Below are 21,522 nucleotides of genomic sequence, written 5' to 3' on the forward strand. Positions count from 1 at the left end.
AGAGCCGATTCCGGTGGAATCGGATCCGACCCCGGCATTCCTCAACAAACCCCGCCTCGGCGGGGTTTGCTTTTTCTGGCGGCGCGGTCGGCCTGCACCGGCAGCCATGACCGATGGCCTTGGCAGCCCCGCCCGCGCAGGCCTACCATCGGTTTTTTGCCGTCCTGCGGAGACTCCGATGAAACTGCGTCATGCCCTGTTGCCACTGAGCCTGCTGGCTGCCCTGCCCAGCGTCGCCGCTGCCCGTGGCCTGGAAGTCCGCGACATGGTGGCCATGGACCGCGTCTCCGCGCCGGTACTGACTGCTGACGGTGGCACCGTGGTGTTCGCCAAGCGCAGCACCGATGCCGCGCTGAAGTCGAGCACGGCGCTGTTCGTGCGCAACCTGCGCACCCGCGATGCAGCGCCGCCGAAGCAGATCACCCCGGCCGGCTGGAACGTCAACTCCGCCTCCTTGTCGGCCGATGGCCAGACCGTGTACTTCCTCAGCGCCAGGAACGGTAGCCAGCAGCTGTACGCGCAGCCGATCAGCGGCGGCACCCCGCGCCAGCTGACCGACTTCCCGGTCGACGTGGACAGCTACCACGTATCGCCGCAGGACGACCGCGTGCTGTTCAGTGCCGGCGTGTTCCAGGCCTGTGCCTCGGATCTGGCATGCACCGAGAAGAAGCTGAAGGAAAAGAAGGACACCAAGGCCAGCGGCCAGGTGTGGGATTCGCTGTTCGTGCGCCACTGGGATACCTGGAACGACGGCCGCCGCAACACCCTGTTCGTGGCGCCGCTGCCGGCAGGCAAGGCCGGTGCGGTGAAGGGTGCTTCGGCGCTGAGCGCGACCATCGACGGTGATGCACCGTCCAAGCCGTTCGGCGGCAATGATGATTTCGCGTGGTCGCCGGATGGCGCCAGCGTGGTGGCCAGCATCCGCGTGGCCGGCAAGCAGGAGCCGTGGTCGACCAACTTCGACCTGTACCGCTTCGACGCCGCCGGCAAGCAAGTGCCGGTCAACCTGACCGCCGCCAACCCGGCCTGGGATGCCGGCCCGGTGTTCAGCGCCGACGGCAAGACCCTGTTCTATCGTGCGATGAAGCGCCCGGGCTTCGAGGCCGACCGCTTCGGCCTGATGGCGATGGACCTGGCCAGCGGCAAGACCCGCGAGATCGCCCCGCAGTGGGATCGTTCGGCCGGTGGCATCACCCTGTCCGCCGATGGCAGCAGCATCTACACCACTGCCGATGACCTCGGCGAACACCCGCTGTTCCAGATCGACGTGGCCAGCGGCAAGGCCACCAAGCTGATCGGCGACGGCAGCGTGACCTCGGTGGACGTGGCCGGCACCAGCGTGGCGATCACCCGCAACAGCCTGAAGAGCAACGACCAGGTGCTGGTCGGCCTGCTGCCGACCGCCGGCCAGCCGATCGGCGAACTGCGCGCGCTGACCCCGGCCGCCGGCGAGGTGCTGAAGGACGTGTCCTTCGGTGACTACGAGCAGTTCGAGTTCAAGGGCTGGAACAACGACACCGTCCACGGCTACGTGGTCAAGCCGCACAACTACCAGGAAGGCAAGTCCTACCCGGTTGCGTTCCTGATCCACGGCGGCCCGCAGGGCAGCTTCGGCAACGGCTGGAGCTACCGCTGGAACCCCCAGACCTACGCCGGCCAGGGCTACGCCGTGGTGATGATCGACTTCCATGGCTCCACCGGCTACGGCCAGGCCTTCACCGATGCGATCAGCCAGCACTGGGGCGACCGCCCGCTGGAAGATCTGCAGAAGGGCTGGGATGCGGCGCTGAAGAAGTATTCCTTCCTCAACGGTGACAAGGCCTGTGCGCTGGGTGCCAGCTACGGCGGCTTCATGGTCAACTGGATTGCCGGTAACTGGAACAGCCCGTTCAAGTGCCTGGTCAACCATGACGGCGTGTTCGACCAGCGCATGATGGGCTACGCCACCGAAGAACTGTGGTTCACCGAGTGGGAGCAGGGCGGCACGCCGTACCAGAAGGCGGCGAACTACGAGAAGTTCAACCCGGTCAACCACGTGGCGGACTGGAAGAAGCCGATCCTGGTCATCCACGGCCAGCAGGACTTCCGTATTCCGGTCGAGCAGGGCCTGGCCGCGTTTACTGCTGCCCAGCGCCAGGGCATCGAATCGAAGTTCCTGTACTTCCCGGATGAAAACCACTGGGTGCTGAAGCCGAACAACAGCATCCTGTGGCATGACACCGTCAATGCCTGGCTGAAGCAGCACATCGGCAACTGATGACTGCAGCGCCGCCCTTCGGGGCGGCGCTTTTGTTTCACCATCTGCTGTACCGGTGGGTGCCGACCGTTGGTCGGCACACCATCCTGATCTGCCGCCAACAGCAGCCGGCCAGCGGCCGGCTCTACCCAGAGCGCCTGCATGCCTTCGACCGCCCTGATCCAGAACGACATCGTCGTCTTCGGTTTGATCGCCGCCACCCTCGGCGCCGTGTTCTGGACCGCCTCGCGCGAGCAGGGGCTGTGGAAGCGCTTCTACACCTTCGTGCCGGCACTGCTGCTGTGCTACCTCATCCCCGGCATCTACAACACCGTCGGCCTCATCGACGGCCAGAACACCAAGCTCTACAACCCGATCGCGCGTGACATCCTGTTGCCGGCGGCGCTGATCCTGCTGACCCTGGCGGTGGATATCAAGGGCATCCTGCGGCTGGGTCCGAAGCTGGTGTTGATGTACCTGGGCGCCTCGGCCAGCATCATGCTGGGCGCGGTGGTGGCCTTCCTGCTGATGCGCGCCGTGCATCCGGAAACCGTGGCCGGCGATACCTGGGCCGGCATGGCCGCGCTGGCCGGCAGCTGGATCGGCGGCGGTGCCAACATGCTGGCGATGCGCGAAGTGTTCGACGTCAACGCCACCACCTTCGGCCAGTTCGCGGTGGTCGATGTTGGCGTGGGCTATGTGTGGATGGCCGCGCTTATCTTCCTGGCCGGGCGCGCGGCGAAGATCGACGCGCGCAGTGGTGCCGATACCTCGGCGATCGATGAGCTGAAGGAGCGCATCGCGCGCTTCCAGGCCGAACACGAGCGCATTCCCAGCCTGACCGACCTGATGCTGATTGTGGCGGTCGCCTTCGGCGGCGTCGGCCTCTCGCATGCGATCGGCGCGCCGTTGGCGGCATGGTTCAAGCTCAACGTCAGCTGGGCCTCGCAGTTCAGCCTGGACGCACCGTTTGTCTGGGTGGTGGTGCTGTCGACCACGCTGGGCCTGAGCCTGAGCTTCACCCGCGCACGCACGCTGGAAGGCGCGGGTGCCTCGCGGCTGGGCTCGCTGCTGCTGTACTTCCTGATCGCCTGCATCGGCATGCAGATGGATCTGCTGGCGCTGCTGGACCGCCCGTGGCTGTTCCTGCTTGGCATCATCTGGATCAGCGTGCACATCGTGCTACTGTGGTGCCTGGGCAAGCTGCTGAAAGTGCCGTTCTTCTACTTCGCGATCGGTTCGCAGTCGAACATCGGCGGACCCGCGTCGGCGCCAGTGGTGGCGGCCGCGTTCCATCCGGCGTTGGCACCGGTAGGCGTGCTGCTGGGCACGATGGGCTATGCCACCGGCACCTACCTGGCCTACATCGTCGGCATCACCCTGCGCGCGCTGGCCGGGCAGGGCTGACGGGGTAGTGCCGGCCGCTGGCCGGCAATCAGGTAATGCTTCACGGGTTCATGAGGTTGCCGGCCAGCGGCCGGCACTACCGATGCGTTACGCGACCGGCAATCCGCGTTCGATCAACCACGCTTTCGCGTCTTCGGCGTCCTGCTCGAACCACGCCTTCGTAGACCCCAGTCGATACGTATACCCCCACGCATCCATGTCAGCCATCAGCTGTTCGCTGCCGACACCGGGCAGGTGGCCGGCCAGCACGATCTGCAGGTAGCAGGTGGCGTCCTCTTCGGGCACCGAGTCGGTGGCATCGGTATGCACCTGCGCGCGGCGCTCGGGCGGCAGCACGATCAGGTGGCAGGCCTCGTGCAGCATCGAGTGCACGGGGGTGTCATCGCGCACGTACACGTCGCTGGCGATGATGCCGGCTTCGGGCTCGCCCCAGTAGCTGCCGGGAATCGGCGCGCCGGCGGCGACGTGGTGCAGCCGCAGATCGTGTGCGGCGAGCAGGCGCTGCGCATCGGCGAAGGCGATATCGCCGACGCGGGTGACGTTCGGTTCGGGCGTGGTGTCGGTCATGCGGGTCATGCAGCCCCGCCCATGCAGGCACGGGCGGGGCAGGGGGTCAGGGTTTGTCCGGGCCTTCCGGCAGCGCCACGGAGATGTCCAGCACGTCGTGCTGCCCATCCTTGACCAGGTCGACCTTCACCGCATCGACGTCGATGTTGACGTACTTCTTGATCACTTCCAGCAGCTCGCGCTGCAGCAGCGGCAGGTAATCGGGACCGCCGCGGTTGCTGCGTTCCTGCGCGATGATGATCTGCAGGCGGTTCTTGGCGGTTTCGGCGGTGGTCTTCTTCGCTTTGAGGAAATCAAACAGGCCCATGCTTACCCTCCGAACAGCTTGCTGAAGAAGCCCTTCTTCTCGACGTTGGTGAAGCGCATCGGGCGTTCTTCGCCGAGGATGCGCGCGACGGCGTCGTCGTAGGCCTGGCCGGCAGCGGACTCGACATCGAGGATGACCGGCTCGCCCTTGTTGGAGGCGTTGAGCACGTCACCCGACTCGGGGATCACGCCGATCGCCTTCAGTCCAAGCACTTCCTCGACGTCGGCGATGCTGAGCATCTCGCCGCTTTCCACGCGCACCGGGGTGTAGCGGGTCAGCAGCAGGAAGGCCGGCACGTCCTGGCCGGACTCGGCCTTGTGGGTCTTCGAATCGAGCAGGCCGATGATGCGGTCCGAGTCGCGTACCGAGGACACTTCCGGGTTCACCACGACCACGGCGCGGTCGGCGAAGTACATCGCCAGGAAGGCGCCCTTCTCGATGCCGGCCGGGGAGTCGCAGATGATGTAATCGAAGCCGTCAGCGGCCAGGTCCTTCAGGACCTTGCCCACGCCTTCCTGGGTCAGCGCATCCTTGTCGCGGGTCTGCGAGGCAGCCAGCACGTACAGATTGTCGAAGCGCTTGTCCTTGATCAGGGCCTGCTTGAGGGTCGCTTCGCCGTGCACGACGTTGACGAAGTCGTACACCACGCGGCGTTCGCAGCCCATGATCAGATCGAGGTTGCGCAGGCCGACGTCGAAGTCGATCACCGCCACCTTCTTGCCGCGCCGTGCCAGGCCGCAGGCCAGGCTTGCGCTGGAAGTGGTCTTGCCGACGCCGCCCTTGCCGGAGGTGACTACGATGATTTCAGCCAAAGGACTTCTCCTGATGATTCTGTTTGGGTGCTGCGTCAGTCCAGCGCAGCGATCTTGATCTGGTCCTGTTCCAGCCACACCTGCACGGCCTTGCCGCGCAGGGTGTCCGGGACATCGTCCAGTACCTTGTAGTGGCCTGCAATGGCGACCAGTTCCGCATGGAAATCACGGCAGAAGATGCGTGCCGCGGTGTTGCCCTGGGCCCCTGCCAGCGCGCGGCCGCGCAGGGTCCCGTAGATATGGATGCTGCCGTCGGCGATGACTTCCGCGCCAGCGCCGACGGTAGCCATCACGGTCAGGTCGCAGTTTTCCGCGTACAGCTGCTGGCCCGAGCGCACGTTGCCCAGCTGCATGCGGCCCGGTTGCGGTGCAGCCGCATCGGCGACCTTGGCCACCGGCGTGGCCGGGGCCGGCTTCGGTTCGGCGCGCGCGGCCCGGCGCGGTTCCGGTGCGGGCGGTGGCGGAGCCGGTTCGGCCTCGGCACGCTCGTACTGGGCGCGGAACTTGGCCAGCAGCGGCAACCCGAGCTGCTGCGAGAGCAGGTCGACCGCGCTGGTGCCATAGGCCAGTGCCACCGGCAGCACGCCGGCACTGCGCAGGCCATCGACCAGCGCCTGTGCGGTGGCCACGTCCGGCACCTGGCTGAGGCCACCGAAATCGAGGATCACCGCCGCACGGCCGAACAGCTTCGGCGCGCGGGTCACGCGCTCGTGCATTTCCTGCACGAGGCGCTCGACATCAAGGGTACGGATGCGCAGGTTGGCGATGCCCACCTGGCCGATCTTCAGTTCACCGGCCTGTTCGTAATCGAAATTCACCGCCACGCTCAGGTCCCCGTCGGCCGCTGTGCCTGCGCCGGCAGCTGCCGGGCACGTGTCCACGCCACATCCGGCAGCTTGTCACCGTAGGTCTCCTGGACCCACGGGTAGCTGCACAGTTCCTTGGCCAGCATGCTGGCGCGCACATCGACGTGCGGCATGGTGTTCTGGCCCAGCTCGCGGAAGCCGAAGCTGCCGTGGAAGAGCAGGGCGGCATCGGCGCCGTGGTCGAGGAAGACCTCGCAGGTCATCTGCGGATAGCGCAGCTCGGCGAAGCTCTGCGCGTCGGCATAGAACGCGCGGCCGACGCCACCGCCGCGACGGCGGCTGGCGACCACGATGCGGTCGATATAGAAGAACGGGGTGTCCAGTTGCTGCTTGAACCAGGCGAAGTTGCTGCTGTCGTGCTGGCTGTCGCTGCCGAAGCCGATCAGGAAGCCGGCCAGGTTGCCGTCGCGCTCGGCGACGCGGAAATATTCAGCGGTTTCATAGAACAGGCGCAGGCGTGCCGCATCCAGGGGAAGGATGGCCAGGCCAGCGTTGTTGTTCAAAGCCAGGACGGAATCGAGCTCGTGCTCGCGCACGTCGCGGATGACAATCGACATTGTGACTCCGTGGGGTAACGCGGTTGGTCCATCAATGGACCCTGCGCACGATTATTGCATGCCCGGGGTGGGCTGCGGCATGAACAGGCGACCGGGCGGGCATGACTTCCGTGGGGTGCGGGACGCAGGCTGGGCCCGTAGAGTGCTGGCATGTTGGGAGTCCTCAGCCATACACGCGTCCTCCGCCTGGCCGGCCTGTTCACCTGGGTCATGGTCGGACTGCCGCTGGCGTATTCGCAGTTCGAGAACCTGCACAGCCGCAACGACATGGGCGGTTGGGCGATCCTGCTGTTCGTCGCCTACCTGTCCTTCGGCACCGCCTACTACTGGCTGACCCGCATCCTGCGCAGCGACAGCCATACCAGCTGGCTGGACCGCGGGCTGCTCCTGCTGCTGACCGTCTCGGCGCTGGGGGTGAGCTTCCTCAGTGGCTCGGGCCTGGGCAGCATCCTGATGATGGTCGCCGCCGGGGTCATTCCCTGGATGCTGTCGGTGCGGCTGGGCGTGCTGTGGCTGCTGGTCAGCCAGCTGGCGGTGGCCCCGGTCTACTACATGCTGCTGCGCTTCCCGCTGTTCGAGGCAGTGATGCAGTCGCTGCTGTACGGCGGCTTCTCCATGTTCATCTTCGTGACCAGCCTGGTCGCCCGCCAGCAGACCGAGGCCCGAGACGAGCAGCGCCGGCTCAACGCGGAGCTGCGCGCGACCCGCGCCCTGCTGGCCGAAAGTGCCCGGGTCAACGAGCGAACCCGCATTTCGCGCGAGCTGCACGATCTTCTGGGGCATCAGCTGACCGCACTGACCCTGAACCTGGAAGTGGCCAGCCATCTGGCCGAGGGCCAGGCCCTGGAGCATGTAAAGCGTTCGCATGGCCTGGCCAAGCTGCTGCTGGGCAACGTCCGTGAGGTGGTCAGCCAGCTGCGCGAGACCGGTGCCATCGACCTGGCTGCCGCGCTGCGGCCGCTGACCGAGAACGTGCCCTCGCTGGACATCCAGCTGGAGATCGAGGACTCGCTGAACGTGGAGGATCCGCAGCGGGCCCACGTCCTGCTGCGCTGCACCCAGGAGATCATCACCAACGCCGTGCGCCATGCCGGTGCGCGCCAGCTGTGGATCAAGGTGTACCGTGAAGCCCCCGACCGGGTGGTGATCGAGGCCCGCGACGACGGTGTCGGCGCGGAAATGGTCAATGTCGGCAATGGCTTGCGCGGCATGCGCGAGCGCCTGCAACAATGTGGTGGCCAGCTGCAGGTCGAGACCCGTCCCGGCGAAGGCTTCCGCCTGCGGGCGACGGTGCCGGCAACGGTGCTGGTGGCCGCCCTTACCAAGGTTCCTGAAGGAGTGCGTTGATGATTCGCGTCTGCCTGGTCGACGACCAAACCCTGGTGCGGCAGGGAATCCGCTCCCTGCTGGCGCTCGACGACGGTATCGAAGTAGTGGCCGAAGCCGGCGATGGCCGGCAGGCGGTGGAGCTGATCCCGCAGGTGCGCCCGGACGTGGTGCTGATGGACATGCGCATGCCGGTGATGTCCGGGCTGGAGGCGTTGCAGATGCTGTCCCGTCAGGAACAACTGCCGCCGACCATCATCCTCACCACCTTCGACGACGATCAGCTGGTGCTGGCCGGACTCAAGGCCGGCGCCAAGGGCTACCTGCTCAAGGACGTGACCCTGGCACAGCTGGTCGGCGCCATCCGCACGGTGGCCGACGGGGGCTCGCTGGTGCAGCCGGCGGTGACCCAGCGCCTGTTGTCCGGCCTGGAGCACATGCGCAACGACTTCGTCAGCCTGGATCGCCCGGATCCGTTGACCGACCGCGAGACCGAGATCCTGCGGCTGATGGCCAGTGGTTTCTCCAACAAGGAGATCGCCAATTCGCTGGGCGTGGCCGAAGGTACGATCAAGAATCACGTGTCCAACATCCTCTCCAAGCTGGGCGTCCGCGACCGTACGCGTGCCGTACTGAAGGCGTTCGAACTGCAGCTGGTCTGAGAAAAATCGTTCCCGGACAACGACTTGGATCGCAGCCCCGGACCCTGGCCGGGGTTGACCCCTACATGCCGGGCACCGGTATGCGTTACCCTTCGAATTCTTTGTCCATACAAATACGCAGCCGGCAGGGAAACCGGTGCGCCAATCCCGATAAACAATGCCCGCGAAGCCTGCTAGGATTGGCGCTTCGCTTCAATCAACCCGGCCGTGGGATCGGCCCCGGAGACTCTCTGAATGACCCGTATTATCGAGTTCCTGATCGCCTTGGGGATCGTGGCTGGCCTGTTCGTCATCATTGGCGTATGTCTGCCGGGCGAGCGTCACATTACCGAAAGCATCGAGACCAACCGCAAGATGACGATCGTGTACGACACGGTCAGCAGTCTGCGCCGCTTCAAGGACTGGAACCCGCTGGTACTGCGCGATCCCGCCGTTGAACTGAAGCTGTCCGGCCCGGTCTCCGGTACCGGTGCCACCCTCGACTTCACCTCCAAGGACCTGGGCACCGGTTCCTGGAAGATCACCGAAGCCGAGGAAAACAAGCGTGTTGTGATCAACATCGACGACGCCACCAAGGGTCACGACAAGGTCACCACCTTCACCCTGGAGCCGACCGGCAAGGGCGGTCGCAACGTCAAGATCACCCAGGACTACTCGGTGAAGTACGGCTTCGACCTGTTCGGCCGTTACGCCGGTCTTTATGTCAGCCGCCAGATCGGCGACGACATCAAGATGGGCCTGTCGCGCATGGCCAACATGCTGGCCAGCGTTCCGAACGTGGACTACCGCACCCCGGAAGCCCCGCTGACCGATCTGGCCATCGTCGATGTGCCGGCTGAGGACCTGCTGGTCGTCAACGCCGGCAACGTGGACCGCGGCCAGGACAGCATCACCAAGTCCATCAAGGACAACCAGGAGTGGATCAAGCGCGTGATCGAGGCCAATGGCCTTGAAGCCGCCGGCCCGTTCCGCATCATCACCACCGACTTCGGTGCTGAGAAGTACGCCTTCGATATCGCCCAGCCGGTGAAGAAGAAGGGTGCTGAAGGTGCCACTGCTGAAGCCCTGACCGTCAAGATCGACGGCGGTGCTCCGGTCAAGTACGTGCACGTTGCTCCGCACCGTTCGGCACATGCGGCCTACACCGGCCACATGGCGGGTCTGGACGTGGCGCGCAGCGGCCTGCGTGCCTGGGCCGTGACCTCGGGCAACGAAGTTATCGACCGTCCGTACGAGACCTGGAAGGACGGCATCGACAAGTCGTTCACTCCGGAAGCCACGTACGACATCTACTGGGCCGTCAAGTAAGCCTCGGCTGACCCATGTAGTGCTGGACACGAAAACGCGCCGCTTCCTGCGGCGCGTTTTTTTTCATCCCGCGCCCGGCATCGGGCGCTGCGCAAGGAGCAGTCATGTTCAATCTTGAACGACGCGCACGTAAGCCCTCGCTGCTGGCCTGCCTGGGGGCGTTGCTGGCGGCGGCTTCGATCGGCCTGTCCGCCTATGCTTCGCACGGTGTTGCCGATCCGCTGGCGCAGCAGCATCTGAACATGGCGGCGTTGTATGCGTTCGCGCATGGCGCGGTGCTGGTGGCGCTGGGTCCACGTGCGCAGGGCGCGATCGCGCACCTGGCGCTGTACGTGTTGCTGCTGGGCGTGCTGCTGTTTTCCGGCAGCCTGGTGGGCGGCGCGTTGTGGCAGTGGCCGACGCGGCTCGCGCCGATCGGTGGCACCAGCATGATGGCTGGATGGGTGCTGCTGGCGATCAATGCGCTGAGGCGGTGACAACAATCCGGGGAGCAGCCGAGCATGGCTCGGCTCTACATGGGATCGTTGCGCCGACAGCATCTGTAGAGCCGAGCCATGCTCGGCTTCGAGCGAAGCGACCGGCTTTTGTCTTTGCTCTCTTGTTCCATTCCGTGGCGGACGCACACGGAATAATTCCAGGACACGGGCGGGGTGGGCTTGCGGGGGTGTAAGCCGCATGGATGCGGCGCCCAAGCCTCCACGGACGGATTCACGGCGGCCCCCGCAAGTTCATCCCGCCCGCGGCCATGCATTGACTGCTTCAGGCTTTCGCCGCGAGGGGCTCAGCCGTTGGCCGGTCTCCAGCACCAGTGCCACGGTTCGTAAACGATCCCGTGCGGGTTGTCGCGGGGGTAGCTCAGATGGAAGCCATGCCCGCCGGCATGCGCCTGCAGCCATGCGAACGCGTCGGTGGCTTCGAAGGTCTCTTCGGCGGGGGCATCGCCGGGGGTGCCGATGTCCAGCGCGTGGCCGCTGTGGTGTTCGCTGAAACCCGGCGCGGCGTTGACCTTCAGGATCTCCGCCACGCTCAAACCGCGCGCCAGCTTCCGTTCGAAGATGCCCAGCTGGTAAGCGTGGCTGCGGAAGCCGGAGATCGCGTCCAGCGCAATGCCGTCCCGCGCGGCGTGCAGTTGCATCCGCCGCCACCCCTGCGCGGCACCGCGGCGCAGCCACAGCGGGCGGGCGAAGCGATCACGGCCGGCGAAATGCAACAGGCAGGGCTCAGGTTCCAGTGGCAGGCCGCTGTCGTCTGCATAGCGCTGTGCATCCAGACCCAGCTGCTGCAGGCGATGCTGCAGCCCGGCCAATGGCAGCCACTGATCTTCCAGCGTGACCGCGAAAGGGCGGGAGCGGGTTGCATCCAGCAGCGCCAGTGCATCCTCGACCCCGGGCTCGCGCGGCAGGCGCGGCACCATCGAATGCACGCCGTGCGGCAGTACCGCCGCCAGATAGCGGCCATCACGCTTGCGCCGCAGCACCCATCGCGCCTGTGACAGCAGGCGCGCGTCAAGGTTGCTGCGCGCACGCAGCAGGTCCGCAGGCCACAGTTCGATGACCTCGGTATTGATCAGCAGGGGCGGGCGTCGTTGCATCGGCTCAGCTTACTGCCGCAGCGCAGGCGCGGCCACCTTGCGCAGTGCGTCCAGCAGCACCTGCGGCCGGTCCAGGCTGAGCAGCAGCGTGCTGCCATCGCTGACCGGCAGGGCCAGTACGCGTGCGCGGTCGGTAACCAGCGCAAAACCCTTGCCACCGCCCTGCAGGCGGAAATGGCCGGAATGGAAGCCGGGCATCGAATAGCCGTTGGTCTTGAAGCGGATGCCATAGCGACGATCTCGGCTGAGATCGACCACCTCGGCCTGGTCCAGCCGCAGCTGTGCCACCGGCACACGCCGGCGGTACATCGTCGAGCGCACATCCAGTACGTCGCCGGCCAGTTCCACCCGGCGCCGGAAGAAGGCCGCGCCCAGCCCGATGCCGAGGGCTGCGATCACCAGCAAGCTCCAGGCGGCGCTGCCGCCCATCCGGAACCAGGGCGGCGACAGCGTCACTTCGATCCAGGGCGCAGTGGCTGGTGCCTTGTACAGCTGCGCATACACGCAGGCCACGAACGCCGCCAGCAATGGCAGCACGACCCAGAGCACGCGCAGCGGCGAGCTCTCGGCCACTTCAAACGGTTTCGGATCGCTGCCGCCCATGGCTCAGGACTCCTTCTTGAACACCAGCATGGCCGGGCGCATCGGCGCGGGGATGATGATGTTGACCAGTTCCCAGCCCAGCTGGCCTTGCCGGCTCAGCTCGGCCTGGACATCCTCGGCCTTGAGTACGCCCATCATGGAGGTCTTGACCTCGATCGTCTGGTAGCTCCAGCGCTTGCTCATTCCTTGTCCTCCAGCGATGCCTTGGGTTTGGGCAGGCGTCCTGCCTTGCGCAGCGCGTCGCGCAGCACGTATTCGATCTGAGCGTTGAGGCTGCGCAGTTCGTCATCAGCCCAGCGCTGCGCCGCGGCCAGGACCTCGGCATTGATGCGCAGCGGATAGGCTTTCTTCTCACTCATGGGGGCTCCTGGCGGGGCGGTGGGGCGCCCCGTTGCGAGGGTGGCTCAGTACAGCGAGCCGGCGTTGACGATCGGCTGGGTGCCGCGGTCCGAGCACAGCACGGTCAACAGGTTGCTGACCATGTGCGCCTTGCGCTCCTCATCCAGCTGTACTACGCCATTCTTCTGCAGTTCGGCCAGTGCCATCTCGACCATGCCGACCGCACCGGCAACGATGCGCGTACGTGCGGCGATCACCGCATTGGCCTGCTGGCGCTGCAGCATCGCCTGGGCGATTTCGGCGGCGTAGGCGAGGTGGCTGATGCGCGCGTCGATCACCTGCACGCCGGCATCGGCCAGGCGCTCGGCCAGTTCGTTCTTCAGGTGCTGGGAGATTTCGCTGGCGTGGCTGCGCAGCGCGAGCTGGCCTTCTTCGTGCTGGTCGTAGGGGTAGCTGGTGGCCATCGCACGCAGCGCCGATTCGGACTGGATGTGCACGAAGCTCTCGTAGTCGTCCACGTTGTAGACCGCTTCAGACGCATCGACCACCTGCCACACGATCACCGCGGCGATCTCGATCGGGCTGCCATCGAGCTCGTTGACCTTCAGCTTGCCGCTCTCGAAATTGCGCACGCGCTGGCTGACCCGGCGCTTGCTGTAGAAGGGGTTGTTCCAGCGCAGGCCGTTGTCCTTCACGGTGCCCACGTATTTGCCGAACAGGCTCAGCACGGCCGCCTGGTTGGGCTGGACCGTGTACAGGCCGGCCAGGGCGAAGATCGCCAGCGCCGCTACCAGGATGCCGGCCAGCATCAGCAGCAGGTTCGGGGAACCGGTGCTGGCCTTGGCTGCCACCCCCAGTACGAACAGGGCGCCGCCGGCGAGGGCGACAAGCAGGGCGCCGGCCAGCGTGCCGAGGCCGTTGAGCGAAGACAGCGACTTCTCTTTCATGGCGGTACGTCCTTGAGGGTTCGAAATGAAGATATCAAAGTGATATCACATCCGGACGACCGTTCGTCGGATGCCATGGCCTGGGTGCCCGGCCAGCTAGAATGCCCACCCGCCTTCACATTGCTGCTGGAACCGCCATGGCCAAGCTTGGAACTCCGTTGTCCCCCTCTGCCACCCGCGTGCTGCTGCTGGGCTCGGGCGAACTTGGCAAGGAGGTGGCCATCGAGCTGCAGCGGCTGGGCGTGGAAGTGATCGCCGCCGACCGCTATGCCGACGCCCCGGCCATGCAGGTGGCGCACCGCTCGCACGTGATCGACATGCTGGATGCGATGGCCCTGCGCGCGCTGATCGCGCAGGAACAGCCTCACCTGGTGGTGCCGGAGATCGAGGCCATCCATACCGAGACCCTGGTCCAGCTGGAACAGGAACAGGGCCTGCGGGTGATCCCGACCGCGCGCGCCGCGCGCCTGACCATGGACCGTGAGGGCATCCGCCGCCTGGCCGCCGAGACCCTGGGCCTGCCGACCTCGCCGTACCGCTTCGTCGATACCGAAGCCGAATACCGCGCCGCCGTGGCTGCCATCGGCCTGCCGTGCGTGGTCAAGCCGGTGATGTCGTCCTCGGGCAAGGGCCAGAGCACCCTGCGCAGCGAGGCGGACATCGCCCCGGCCTGGGAGTACGCGCAGACCGGTGGCCGCGCCGGTGCCGGTCGCTGCATCGTCGAAGGCTTCATCGACTTCGATTACGAGATCACCCTGCTGACCGTGCGCCATGCCGGCGGCACCTCGTTCTGCGCGCCGATCGGCCATCTACAGAAGGACGGCGATTACCGCGAAAGCTGGCAGCCGCAGCCGATGTCGAGCGCGGCACTGGCGCGTGCCGAGGAGATCTCGCGTGCGATCACCGACGACCTCGGTGGCTGGGGCCTGTTCGGTGTCGAGCTGTTCGTGAAGGGCGACGAGGTGTGGTTCAGCGAAGTGTCGCCACGCCCACACGACACCGGCCTGGTGACGCTGGTATCGCAGGAACTGAGCGAGTTCGCGCTGCACGCGCGCGCCATCCTCGGCCTGCCGATCCCGGTGATCCGCCAGAGCGGCCCGTCGGCCTCGTGCGCGCTGCTGGCGCATGGCGAGGGCGTGCCGTACTTCAACAACGTCGCCGCCGCACTGCAGGTGCCGGACACCGCCGTGCGCCTGTTCGGCAAGCCGAGCGTGCACGGTCACCGCCGCGTAGGCGTGACCCTGGCGCGCGCGGAAACCATCGACGAAGCGCGGGCCATCGCGCGTGATGCGGCCGACGCCATCGGCGTCGAACTGCGCCCGTAAACCGGTAGCGCCGGGCCATGCCCGGCGACCGCATTTCGGTGGGTACCGACCGTTGGTCGGTACTCTCTTCACGCTTGAAAAACCGCCGGGCATGGCCCGGCGCTATCGGGTTATTTGACGTCCACCCACACCAGATGGTGGTCGCTGCCGTCGGCGATCTTCGCTTCAGGGCTTTCATTGGCCGGCCAGAACACGCCGCTGCCGACGTACTCGAAACCGGTCGAGGGCAGCACGTAGTCCAGGCGCATGGTGCCGGACTTCGGGCCGAAATCGCCGGTGGCGTGGAACGGTGCGCCCTTGCGCTCGATGCCCTTGGCCGCATAGGCCAGGCTGGTCTGCTCGGCGCCGACGCTGCGCGGGGTGGGGTAGCGCAGCACGCGGGCGTTCTCGATCAGTTCGACGATCGCCTCATGGCGGCCATCGCCATCGACCGGGTCGTTGTTGAGGTCGCCAAGGATCACGAAGCGCGCGTCCTGCGCCAGGCCACCGCACTGGCCCTTGTCGTCGCACAGCCACGGCTTGTCACCCTTGGACAGGTATTCCTGCCACAGGCGCAGTTCGTCGTGGTTGCGCGCGGCATTGCGCTTTTCCGGGCCATCGAACACTGGCGGCGTCGGGTGCGAGACCAGCGCGTGCACTACGCCGGCCGGGGTCTTCACCGGCACGTCCCAATGCGACTTCGATGACAGCCGCAGCTGCGACCACACGTGGTCGTTGTAGAAGCTCTTGCCGGTGCGCGGGTCGACCGGACGGATCGCGCCCGGCATCGCGCTCCACTTCAGCAGCTGGAAGCTGCGCACCTTGGCTTCATCGATCGGGTAGCGCGACAGCACCAGCATGCCGTACTGGCCCGGGTGCAGGCCGTAGCCCCACGCATCGTTGCCGCGGCTGCGGCCTTCGCCACCGACCACGCCGTTGTTGTCCAGGTCCAGGCCGCTGGGTACGCCGGTGTTGACCGGGGCCAGGTAGCGGTAGGCGAAGTGCAGCGGCTTGCCGCCGCCGGGCTGGGCCACTTCCAGGTAGCGTTTCTGGAACAGGTCGGCGGCGCGGTGGGCGTCGTCGAAATCGAATTCGTTCAGCAGCACCAGGTCCGGGCGCGCCTGCTGCAGCACCGCGGCGATCTTGCGCGCGTGCTCGCTGTCGCCTTCCAGTTCCTTGATCAGGCCACCGGTCTCATCGGAGTACAGCGAGGTGTTGTAGGTGGCCAGGCGCAGCGCAGCGGACGGCTTTTCGGTCATCGCAGGGGAAGTGGCGAAGGCGGGGGCGGTGGCGCCGCAGAGCAGGGCCAGGGCGAGGATCTGGGGTCGGAGGTTCATGCGCCGTATTGTGCACCCGGCCCGGTGTCAGTGGTTTGTCAGCGTCCGTCCAGTTCGTCGTCGAAATCGTGCCAGCGGCGGCCGTCGTAGGCTTCCAGCGGTCGATAGCGCCGTTTGTAGTCCATCTTCTGATGCCCGCGGATCCAGTAGCCCAGGTATACGTGCGGGAGGCCCTCGCGGCGGGCCCATTCGATCTGCTGCAGGATCGCGAAGGTGCCCAGCCCACGCGCGGCATGGTCCGGGTCGAAGAAGGTGTAGACCGCCGACAGGCCATGCTCGGTGACATCGGTCACCGCCACCCCCAGCAGCTGGCTGGGCTGGCCATCGTGGCCGGGCAGGCGCATCTCCATGAAGCGGGTGTGTGACCAGCTGCCGATCAGGAACTGCTCGAACTCGTGCGGGCCGTGGTCATCCATGCCGCCATTGGCGTGGCGATGGGTGAGGTAGCGGTGATACAGCGCGAACAGGTCGTCGCGGGCGGTGGCGGCGGTGATGCGTACTTCCAGGTCTTCATTGCGGGCGGCACAGCGGCGCTGGCTGCGGTCGGGGGCGAAGCGGGCCACCGGAATACGCACCGCCACGCAGGCCTGGCAGTGTGCGCAGTGCGGGCGGTAGACCAGGTCGCCGCTGCGGCGGAAGCCCCAGCTCAATGCCAGCGGGTACAGGCCGCCGAGACGACGGTCGTGCGGATCCAGCACCAGGTCGCGTGCCACCCGGTCCGACCAGTACCCGCAGGGGTGCTCGCCGGTCTGGAAAAGTCGCAGTTCGTCGTCTCTGTCGCCGTGAATCGCCATGGGCACAGCATAGCCCCAGCCTGTCGCATTGGCGGCGACTGTCCGCCGGATGAATGGAACCGGCAGCGGCGTCAACCGATGTCGCACCCGGGCGTTGTTGTCTCCCGAGGGTGAAGTGATCACCCCGACGCAATCCCCATCCCCAGGAGTGACCCCATGATCCGTACCCCCCTGCTGCTGGCCCTGCTGCTCGGCACTTCCGCTACCGGTATCGCGCTGGCCGCCGATGCCCCGACCGCGCCGGCGCAGCGCCCGGCCAAGCTGGACACCAACGGCGACGGCGTCATCGACCGCAGCGAGGCCGCTGCCAACCCGCGCCTGGCCGCGAAGTTCGACGAGCTGGACAAGAACAAGGACGGCAAGCTCTCGCGCGATGAGCTGCCGCGCTGGCAGCATGGTCGCCGTGGTGGTCACGGCGGTGAGCGCTGGGCCAAGCTGGACGTCAACAAGGACGGCCGCATCAGCCGCGAGGAAGCCAAGGCCGATCCGCGCCTGGCCGCGCGCTTCGACCAGCTCGACCTCAACAAGGACGGTTACCTGGACAAGGCCGACCGCGAGCTGCGCATGAAGCAGCGTCGTGATGCCTGGTTCGCCGCCGCCGACACCAACAAGGATGGCCAGCTGAGCAAGGCCGAGTTCGACGCGGCCAAGGGGCCGATGCACGGTGGCCCGCGCCACGGCGGTCCGCGCGATGGCGCGGCGCCGAAGCCGCAGCGCTGAGGTTCAACGCAGTGAATGACGACAACGCCGGCGCACTGCCGGCGTTGTCCGTTACAGGCGGCCGCTGCGCATCAGTGAGTACACCACCAGCGCGATGACCATCAGGTTCATGGCGATGATGCCGGTGCGGCCGTACATCGATTCGAACTTCCAGTTGATGCCGGTTCGTCCGCGCCGCGCCGAATCGCGCGCGATCATCGGTGCCATCACCCGCTGCAGCGGCACCAGACACTGGTAGTTGACCACGCCCAGGCCTATCGCCAGCACCGTCAGCTGCGTCCAGACCGGCGCCTGCAGCATCACAGCCAGCAGGATCGCCAGGCACCAGAACATGCCGGTGATGATGTTGAGGTACAGGAAGCGGCGCACGTCGCGGCGCTCGGACGCCGTTTCGGTGTACGACATCAGGAAACGTCCGCCCAGATAGCTGCCGATCGCTCCACCGACCACGCCGCCGATCACCGCCCCCCAACTTTCGGCCGGCAGCACGTGCAGTTGGCCCAGCGTGGCAGTCAGCGAGCCCATCGCGGTGCCGCCCGCAGCGCTGGCGCCGCCAAGGCCAAGTTTGCTGCCGCCGATGCCGACGCCTGTGCCGAGCAGGATCGCGGCGCTGGCCGTGCCGGGCGCGGCCACCAGTACCATCGATACCACGGCAGTGGCGAACGCTGCGCTCGGCGCGCTGCTGCGGGCGAATTCACCGAAGCGCTGCAGCAGGCCATCGCGCACCAGCGCGCGGGCGCGCGACAGGCGCTTGCGCACGGCGGCGTCACTCAGCCCGAGCAGGTCGGCCACCTGCTGCGAGCGCTGCCCTTCGCGGTAGTACAGCAACAGCACTTCGCGGCTGTCGGCCGGCAACGCGGAAATGATGTCCTCGGCGGCGATTTCCTCTTCCACCCGTTGCAGGCGGTCGGCCGCGCCCGGGGCCGGGTCGGCGGCCATGCCCAGTGCCACTTCGGCCGCCTCGCCGGTCAGTGGCCGGCCGCGCTGCGCGCGCAGCCAGTCGCGGGCCAGGTTGCGGGTGATCTGCCGCAGCCACGGCAGGAAGCTGGTCGAACTGCGCAGTTGATGCAGCTGCTGCCAGCCCTTCACGAACGCTTCCTGGGCGATGTCCTCACTGGCCTGGCGGTCGCGGGTAATGGCCAGCGCGATGGCGGTGACCGTGTTCTGGCAGGCCAGAACGATGCGCCCATAGGCATGCTGGCAGCCGCCAGCGGCCGCAGGCAGTTCGCGTTCCAGGGTCTGGTCGATCGATGCGGCGAAGGTCGTCATGGCGGCGGCTCTCCTGCTGGGATTGTGTCCCATGACGGAGCTGCGTGCCCAATGTGACCAGCATTCTGCGCGGTAGTGCCGGCCGCTGGCCGGCAACCTCATGACAAAAAAGGGGACGGAGGGGATTAAGTCGTTTGTGCCTCAAACGACTTAATCCCCTCCGTCCCCTTTTGCGGTTGCCGGCCAGCGGCCGGCACTACCCGTGCGTTATTTCGAGGGCTGGATGCGGACCCGGATTTCTTCCTCTTCCGGTGCGGCCTGCGGAGCCGATTGTGTCTGCTGCGGCTGGGCCTGCGGGGCAGGGGCCGGGGCAGCCGGCGCGGGGGCGCCACGATGGCGCAGGCCGATCACCAGCGCCACGCCGGCGATCACCACCAGCAGGCCGATGCGGATGCGCCAGGCCCAGCCGCGGCCGCCGCTGGGGGCGGCGACGTCATCGCGGAAAGCGAACTCGGCGGTGGGATGATCGCGGCGGGTTGTGTCGAGCAGGCGCGCGTCGCGCAGGATCTCGCGCGCCCGCGGCTGATCGTCGGCACGCACGATCCACACCGCCGGGTAGGCGTTGGCGTTGCCCAGTTCGGTATAGCTGAACTGGCCACGGCGACGGGTCTTGTACGAGCGCCCATTGGTCACCTTGACCTCGATACCATGCTCGCGCAGGAGCTCGGCGACGCCTTCGACGGTTTCCACGCGCTGGCTGCTGAAAATCTGACGCATCGGATCAATCCTTGGCCGGCACGGCGGCCGCTGCTGCCTGGTCGGGAACGACGCGGATCAGGCCTTCCTGCGCGGTGCTGGCGACGAGTACGCCATTACGGGTGAAGAACTGGCCGCGGGCCAGGCCGCGCGAATCCTGCGCGCTGGGGCTGTCCAGCGAGTACAGCAGCCAGTCGTCGGCGCGGAACGGGCGGTGGAACCAGATCGCGTGGTCCAGCGAGGCCATCTGCACGTGCGGGTGGTAGTAGCTGATGCCGTGCGGGAACGTGGCGGTGCCCAGCAGGTGGAAGTCGGAGGCATAGGCCAGCAGTGCCTGGTGCAGCTCCGGGGCATCGCCGACCGGCTCGCTCAGGCGCAGCCACACCTGGTGGTAGGGCGGGCGCTTGGGCGGGTTGAGTTCGTCACGCGGGTAGACGTGGCGGAACTCGAACGGGCCGCCGCGTGACAGCCAGCGCTGCACCTTGATCGGCAGCCGTTCCAGCACTTCAGCCGGCAGCGGCCGGTTCGGCTCGATGTCTTCCGGCTGCGGCACCTCGGGCATCTTGTGCTGATGCTCGGCACCGGTTTCGGCCTGCTGGAACGAGGCCGCGCAGAAGAAGATCACCTTGCCGTGCTGGATCGCAGTGACCCGGCGCACCGAGAAGCTGCCGCCGTCGCGGGTGCGGTCGACGTCGTAGACGATCGGGTGGTCGATGTTGCCGGCGCGCAGGAAGTAGGCGTGCAGCGAGTGCACGTGGCGGCCGTTGTCGACCGTGGCCTGCGCCGCAGCCAGCGCCTGGCCCAGCACCTGGCCGCCGAACACGTACTTGGTGCCGATGTCGCGGCTCTGCCCGCGGAACAGGTTGTCCTCCAGCCGCTCCAACGTGAGCAGGTCGATCAGCTCGGAGACGACGGGTTCGGGCGTGTCGTTCAAGGGGGCGGCCACAGCAATGAAGATGCCCCGATTATACCGGTGCAGGCCAGTCCATCATCGGTAGTGCCGGCCGCTGGCCGGCAACCTCATGATCCTCCTGGGGCACCTGCGGTTGCCGGCCAGCGGCCGGCACTACCGGTTACTTGCCCAGCCGGGCGACCAGTGCCTGCAGGGCGTTCTGCGCATCCGGGGCGAACCAGGCCTCGACAAAGCGGTCGAGCTGGATCAGGTCCGGCTGCAGCGCCACGTGCAGGTCGGCACGGGCAATCGCGCGGGTCAACAGCATCGGCTGGCGCGGTTGCTTGAGCAGGTTCTGCAGCCAGGCCACCGCACGTGCCACCACCAGGTCGCCCTCGGCCAGTTCATCGACCAGGCCGATCTGCACGGCCTGTTCGGCCGGCACCAGCGAACCGGTGGTCAGCAGGACGCCGGCGCGGTGCACGCCGACTGCGCGACGCAGCAGGCGCTGGATGCCCTCCGGCGCGATCAGGCCCACCTGCACTTCGTTCAGGCCGATCGCATACGGGCGCGACGGATCGGCGCTGCGCGCCATCACCCGGTAATCGCAGCACAGGGCCAGCACGCAGCCACCGGCCGGGGCGTGGCCGGTGATCGCCGCGACCACCGGAATGCGGCTCTCGGCCAGCGTGCGCACGGCGCCAAAGAAGGCGTTCCAGGTGTCCAACAACTTGTGCTTGTCATCGCCATGCGAGAGCAGATGCGGCACGTCCATGCCGCCGGTGAAGACACGCTCGCTGCCCGACAGCACGATGCCGTGCGCGTCTTCGGCCATGGCCAGTTCAATGGCGTGGATCAACTGCCGGCACAGTTCGGTGTCCAGCGCGTTGACCGGCGGCCGCGCCAGGCGCAGTTCGCGGATGGGGCCATGGTTGATCACCTCGATGAGCGTCGTCATGCTGCGGTCTCGTTGCGAAGAAGG

Annotated in this window: 24 protein-coding genes; 8 read left to right on the forward strand and 16 right to left on the reverse strand. The window is 66.8% G+C overall.

The window, feature by feature from the left end; genetic code table 11:
* The first annotated feature begins 178 nt into the window (after positions 1-178).
* The gene (locus AC3ITW_RS05520) at positions 179-2,257 is read left to right on the forward strand and encodes a S9 family peptidase (protein WP_489390132.1); all 2,079 of its coding nucleotides are present in this window, start codon (positions 179-181) and stop codon (positions 2,255-2,257) included.
* A gap of 141 nt (positions 2,258-2,398) precedes the next feature.
* Positions 2,399-3,643, forward strand: coding sequence for a DUF819 family protein (locus AC3ITW_RS05525; protein WP_004148069.1), 1,245 nt, complete (start codon positions 2,399-2,401; stop codon positions 3,641-3,643).
* A gap of 87 nt (positions 3,644-3,730) precedes the next feature.
* Here the strand turns inward: AC3ITW_RS05525 and AC3ITW_RS05530 are convergent, their stop codons facing one another.
* From AC3ITW_RS05530 to AC3ITW_RS05550, 5 genes are read right to left on the reverse strand one after another with little or no spacing between them, the layout of a single operon-like run.
* Positions 3,731-4,210 carry a hypothetical protein gene (locus tag AC3ITW_RS05530; protein ID WP_032969226.1) on the reverse strand — a complete coding sequence of 160 codons (480 nt, stop codon included), beginning with the start codon at positions 4,208-4,210 and terminating at the stop codon, positions 3,731-3,733.
* Between the two features lie 46 nt (positions 4,211-4,256).
* Positions 4,257-4,517 carry a cell division topological specificity factor MinE gene (gene minE / locus AC3ITW_RS05535; RefSeq protein WP_004148073.1) on the reverse strand — a complete coding sequence of 87 codons (261 nt, stop codon included), beginning with the start codon at positions 4,515-4,517 and terminating at the stop codon, positions 4,257-4,259.
* 2 nt (positions 4,518-4,519) lie between these two features.
* Complete coding sequence (gene minD, locus AC3ITW_RS05540; RefSeq protein WP_004148075.1) at positions 4,520-5,329, reverse strand: septum site-determining protein MinD; 810 nt, start codon at positions 5,327-5,329, stop codon at positions 4,520-4,522.
* Between the two features lie 35 nt (positions 5,330-5,364).
* Positions 5,365-6,153, reverse strand: a complete 789-nt coding sequence (gene minC / locus AC3ITW_RS05545; RefSeq protein WP_012510400.1) for a septum site-determining protein MinC — start codon at positions 6,151-6,153, stop codon at positions 5,365-5,367.
* Between the two features lie 2 nt (positions 6,154-6,155).
* Positions 6,156-6,752, reverse strand: a complete 597-nt coding sequence (locus AC3ITW_RS05550; protein ID WP_004148078.1) for a GNAT family N-acetyltransferase — start codon at positions 6,750-6,752, stop codon at positions 6,156-6,158.
* A 150-nt stretch (positions 6,753-6,902) separates the two neighbouring features.
* Here AC3ITW_RS05550 and AC3ITW_RS05555 point away from each other — a divergent pair, with 150 nt between their 5' ends.
* From AC3ITW_RS05555 to AC3ITW_RS05570, 4 genes are all read left to right on the forward strand, one after another.
* Positions 6,903-8,099 (forward strand): sensor histidine kinase, encoded by a 1,197-nt coding sequence (locus tag AC3ITW_RS05555; protein ID WP_004148080.1) that lies wholly within the window; start codon positions 6,903-6,905, stop codon positions 8,097-8,099.
* Positions 8,099-8,740 carry a response regulator gene (locus tag AC3ITW_RS05560; protein ID WP_004148082.1) on the forward strand — a complete coding sequence of 214 codons (642 nt, stop codon included), beginning with the start codon at positions 8,099-8,101 and terminating at the stop codon, positions 8,738-8,740. The genes AC3ITW_RS05555 and AC3ITW_RS05560 overlap by 1 nt, the downstream gene beginning before the upstream one ends.
* Before the next feature lie 234 nt (positions 8,741-8,974).
* Complete coding sequence (locus tag AC3ITW_RS05565; RefSeq protein WP_065722494.1) at positions 8,975-10,048, forward strand: polyketide cyclase; 1,074 nt, start codon at positions 8,975-8,977, stop codon at positions 10,046-10,048.
* 104 nt (positions 10,049-10,152) lie between these two features.
* Positions 10,153-10,524, forward strand: coding sequence for a DUF423 domain-containing protein (locus AC3ITW_RS05570; protein ID WP_012510401.1), 372 nt, complete (start codon positions 10,153-10,155; stop codon positions 10,522-10,524).
* Between the two features lie 305 nt (positions 10,525-10,829).
* Here AC3ITW_RS05570 and AC3ITW_RS05575 read toward each other — a convergent pair whose 3' ends face one another.
* Genes AC3ITW_RS05575 through AC3ITW_RS05595 form a run of 5 tightly spaced genes read right to left on the reverse strand, consistent with a single transcriptional unit; the run spans position 10,830 to position 13,528 of the window.
* Positions 10,830-11,639 carry a M15 family metallopeptidase gene (locus tag AC3ITW_RS05575; protein WP_100467969.1) on the reverse strand — a complete coding sequence of 270 codons (810 nt, stop codon included), beginning with the start codon at positions 11,637-11,639 and terminating at the stop codon, positions 10,830-10,832.
* A 9-nt stretch (positions 11,640-11,648) separates the two neighbouring features.
* A complete protein-coding gene (locus tag AC3ITW_RS05580) occupies positions 11,649-12,242 on the reverse strand; it encodes a PH domain-containing protein (protein WP_100467970.1) in 594 nt (197 codons plus the stop codon).
* Positions 12,243-12,245: 3 nt separating this feature from the next.
* On the reverse strand, positions 12,246-12,425 hold the full coding sequence (locus AC3ITW_RS05585) for a DUF4177 domain-containing protein (protein WP_065722491.1): 180 nt from the start codon (positions 12,423-12,425) through the stop codon (positions 12,246-12,248).
* On the reverse strand, positions 12,422-12,601 hold the full coding sequence (locus AC3ITW_RS05590) for a type II toxin-antitoxin system antitoxin (RefSeq protein ID WP_448122707.1): 180 nt from the start codon (positions 12,599-12,601) through the stop codon (positions 12,422-12,424). The genes AC3ITW_RS05585 and AC3ITW_RS05590 overlap by 4 nt, the downstream gene beginning before the upstream one ends.
* 45 nt (positions 12,602-12,646) lie before the next feature.
* A complete protein-coding gene (locus tag AC3ITW_RS05595) occupies positions 12,647-13,528 on the reverse strand; it encodes an SPFH domain-containing protein (protein WP_012510403.1) in 882 nt (293 codons plus the stop codon).
* Between the two features lie 137 nt (positions 13,529-13,665).
* Between AC3ITW_RS05595 and purT the strand changes: the two genes are divergently transcribed.
* On the forward strand, positions 13,666-14,853 hold the full coding sequence (purT, locus tag AC3ITW_RS05600) for a formate-dependent phosphoribosylglycinamide formyltransferase (protein ID WP_049404703.1): 1,188 nt from the start codon (positions 13,666-13,668) through the stop codon (positions 14,851-14,853).
* Between the two features lie 110 nt (positions 14,854-14,963).
* Here purT and AC3ITW_RS05605 read toward each other — a convergent pair whose 3' ends face one another.
* Complete coding sequence (locus AC3ITW_RS05605) at positions 14,964-16,169, reverse strand: endonuclease/exonuclease/phosphatase family protein (RefSeq protein ID WP_004148171.1); 1,206 nt, start codon at positions 16,167-16,169, stop codon at positions 14,964-14,966.
* A gap of 38 nt (positions 16,170-16,207) precedes the next feature.
* Positions 16,208-16,963 (reverse strand): arginyltransferase, encoded by a 756-nt coding sequence (locus AC3ITW_RS05610; RefSeq protein ID WP_012510405.1) that lies wholly within the window; start codon positions 16,961-16,963, stop codon positions 16,208-16,210.
* 156 nt (positions 16,964-17,119) lie between these two features.
* Between AC3ITW_RS05610 and AC3ITW_RS05615 the strand changes: the two genes are divergently transcribed.
* On the forward strand, positions 17,120-17,683 hold the full coding sequence (locus AC3ITW_RS05615) for an EF-hand domain-containing protein (protein ID WP_012510406.1): 564 nt from the start codon (positions 17,120-17,122) through the stop codon (positions 17,681-17,683).
* Positions 17,684-17,734: 51 nt separating this feature from the next.
* Here the strand turns inward: AC3ITW_RS05615 and AC3ITW_RS05620 are convergent, their stop codons facing one another.
* The 4 genes from AC3ITW_RS05620 to AC3ITW_RS05635 all read right to left on the reverse strand — a co-directional run bounded on the left by AC3ITW_RS05620 (position 17,735) and on the right by AC3ITW_RS05635 (position 21,498).
* Positions 17,735-18,952, reverse strand: a complete 1,218-nt coding sequence (locus AC3ITW_RS05620; protein ID WP_012510407.1) for an RNA polymerase sigma factor — start codon at positions 18,950-18,952, stop codon at positions 17,735-17,737.
* A gap of 207 nt (positions 18,953-19,159) precedes the next feature.
* Positions 19,160-19,669: a pathogenicity-like protein gene (locus AC3ITW_RS05625; RefSeq protein ID WP_012510408.1), complete on the reverse strand. Its 510-nt coding sequence runs from the start codon at positions 19,667-19,669 to the stop codon at positions 19,160-19,162.
* 4 nt (positions 19,670-19,673) lie between these two features.
* Entirely contained in the window at positions 19,674-20,594 is a 921-nt protein-coding gene (gene tesB, locus AC3ITW_RS05630; RefSeq protein WP_004148214.1) for an acyl-CoA thioesterase II, read from the reverse strand.
* A gap of 127 nt (positions 20,595-20,721) precedes the next feature.
* On the reverse strand, positions 20,722-21,498 hold the full coding sequence (locus AC3ITW_RS05635; RefSeq protein WP_012510409.1) for an enoyl-CoA hydratase/isomerase family protein: 777 nt from the start codon (positions 21,496-21,498) through the stop codon (positions 20,722-20,724).
* Positions 21,499-21,522 lie beyond the last annotated feature (24 nt).

The sequence above is a fragment of the Stenotrophomonas sp. KH_052 genome (assembly GCF_057838755.1).